Annotated in this window: 2 protein-coding genes and 1 pseudogene; 2 read left to right on the forward strand and 1 reads right to left on the reverse strand. The window is 63.3% G+C overall.

The window, feature by feature from the left end:
* Positions 1 to 165 precede the first annotated feature (165 nt).
* On the reverse strand, positions 166 to 330 hold the full coding sequence (locus AC062T_RS01865; RefSeq protein ID WP_476026866.1) for a hypothetical protein: 165 nt from the start codon (positions 328 to 330) through the stop codon (positions 166 to 168).
* 392 nt (positions 331 to 722) lie between these two features.
* Between AC062T_RS01865 and AC062T_RS01870 the strand changes: the two are divergent.
* Positions 723 to 1,187 (forward strand): annotated as a pseudogene (locus AC062T_RS01870) (DDE-type integrase/transposase/recombinase); the annotation flags it as partial.
* Between the two features lie 323 nt (positions 1,188 to 1,510).
* Positions 1,511 to 1,924, forward strand: coding sequence for a hypothetical protein (locus AC062T_RS01875; RefSeq protein ID WP_476026868.1), 414 nt, complete (start codon positions 1,511 to 1,513; stop codon positions 1,922 to 1,924).
* The last annotated feature ends 202 nt before the right edge of the window (positions 1,925 to 2,126 follow it).

The following is a 2,126-nucleotide window of genomic DNA, read 5'->3' on the forward strand; positions in this document are numbered from 1 at the left end:
GCCCGTGCCCAAAACGACCAGCGCGCGAGCCACCACACAGATGTCGGACCTAGGGGGGGCGCTGGCAGGTACACGGCATCGCGGGCCGATGACGCTCACCCGCCGCCGCATCCCGGCGGCGGCTGGCTGGGCGGAGTGAGCGGCCTTGCGGGTCCGCGCTCGGTATCAAGCGGTCGTGAGGTTCATCCGCGCGACTGCGAGTTCGGTGACCTTCGCCAGGATCCCCTTGATCCGGGGATCGTCGCGATTGGCTTTCCTCAAGCGAGCAGCCTTGGCGAGCTCGCTCTGGATCTCGATTGTGATCGAGGTGCTGTTGGGCTCGGTCTTCATGTTGCTCATGATAGTAGGTCCGGTCGCAAATGCATCATGCTTCGTCCTGAATCGCGTAACGCTCGACCGAAGCCAGGAGTGCCGCGCGTCGGCAATGTCGCGACCGCCCAGCAGACTTCCAGCCCGACACCCGGCCGACCACCTTCACACGACCAGTCGTACGAACGCTCGTATGACCAGTCTCACAACCGAAAACTTCCCGCACCGCCCGCGCCCTCGTCAAAGACGGTAAGCATCGCGGCTACGGCTAAACAGGCAAGGCGGCCCTCAGACCACGCTTACGAACGGGCAGCGTAGCAAGTCCTTCAACCCCGCAATCGGTCCGGCAAGCCGCTTAACGTGCGAGAGGACCTTGTTAGCGTGGAAACCGCGCTCGTTAGCGTGCGGGATTACTGGGGATCATGCTGGCCCGTGAGGGGCTGATCATGAAGCACAAGAAGCTGCTGTGGCTCTACCGAGAGGAGAACCTGCGGGTCAGGCGTCGTCGTGGCCGCAAGCGAGCCATGAGCACGCGAGCGTCCATGGCGCTGCCCCAGGGTGCGAACCAGCGGTGCAGCCTCGACTTCGTCAGCGACACGCTGGTCAGCGGCCGGCGCATCCGCATCCTGGCGGCGGTCGACGACTTCACGCGGGAATGCCTGGCACTGCTGGTCGACACCTCGCTGTCAGGTGCGCGGGTCGCCCGCGAGTTGGACACCATCATCGCTGACCGCGGGGTGCCGCCGTTGATGATTGTCAGCGATAACGGCACCGAGCTGACCAGCCTGGCAATTCTGGGATGGACGCAGGAGCGGCCTGTCGAGTGGCACTACATCGCGCCGGGCAAGCCGCAGCAGAACGGCTACGTCGAGAGCTTCGGCCCGTTCCCGCCGCAGCATCGCGCAGGGCAGCAACTCTCGCGCGGACCGTGGGCCCGTGACGTGGATCGATGCCTCCGAGTTGGGCCTCTATTTCCGCGTTGGTCGGCAGCGGCTGCGGCTCACTGCTCTCGCCGTTCATCTTGCTTTCTCCCGAAGTCGCGCGACGGGGCGACTCCAGAAATCTTCAGGCCCGGACGCCTGGCCCTTCACCGCTGACGAGACGCCGACTGTGCTTCTCCTTCAGCCTCGGAATCTCTAAACCGGTATCAGGAAGACCCTGCCGAGTGCGGGATCGCAGGTGCGTCGGAAAACGGGTGAACATGGACGAGCGTGATCTACCGAGGCTCGACGCCGAACTGTACAGCCTGCGCATCATGCTCGCCCGTCACCAGGAGTCCGTGGCCAACTACTCACAACGTGTGGCCGAGAAGGAAGCCGAGATAGCCGCAGTGAAGCACGCGTTGCACATCCCGAGGGATGGACCGCCCCAACGGCGATACGGTGCGATCCGAGAGATGATCATGCGCCTGCTTCAGAGCCGTGTCGGTGGCATCAGTTCGGTGGACATCGGTCGTGAGCTGCAGACTGCGCTTGGAGGCGATATCGGTCCGAAGACCCATCTGAACACGCTTAAGCGTCTCGAGACGGAGGGGCTGGCACGTCGGCTAGGCCGGGTATGGACGCTCACGTCGCACGGGCACGCAGCATTGGAGCGTCGGCGAGTTGATGAGTGATATTTTTGAAAGAGTACCAAGTACTCATGTGGACTTTTAACGATCAGCGACTACATTGTCGCGACGCGGAGCGAGTACTAGGGATCGGTCGTAAGATCAACAAACGCGGCAGCCAAAATCTGCTCGGCCGCTTCCTCGACATCGGCGAGTTCATGACTCCGGTGCCCCTTCGCAAGGTCCGCTTCGAGCCGGTCCCTGTCAG

The organism is Homoserinimonas sp. (assembly GCF_056262345.1).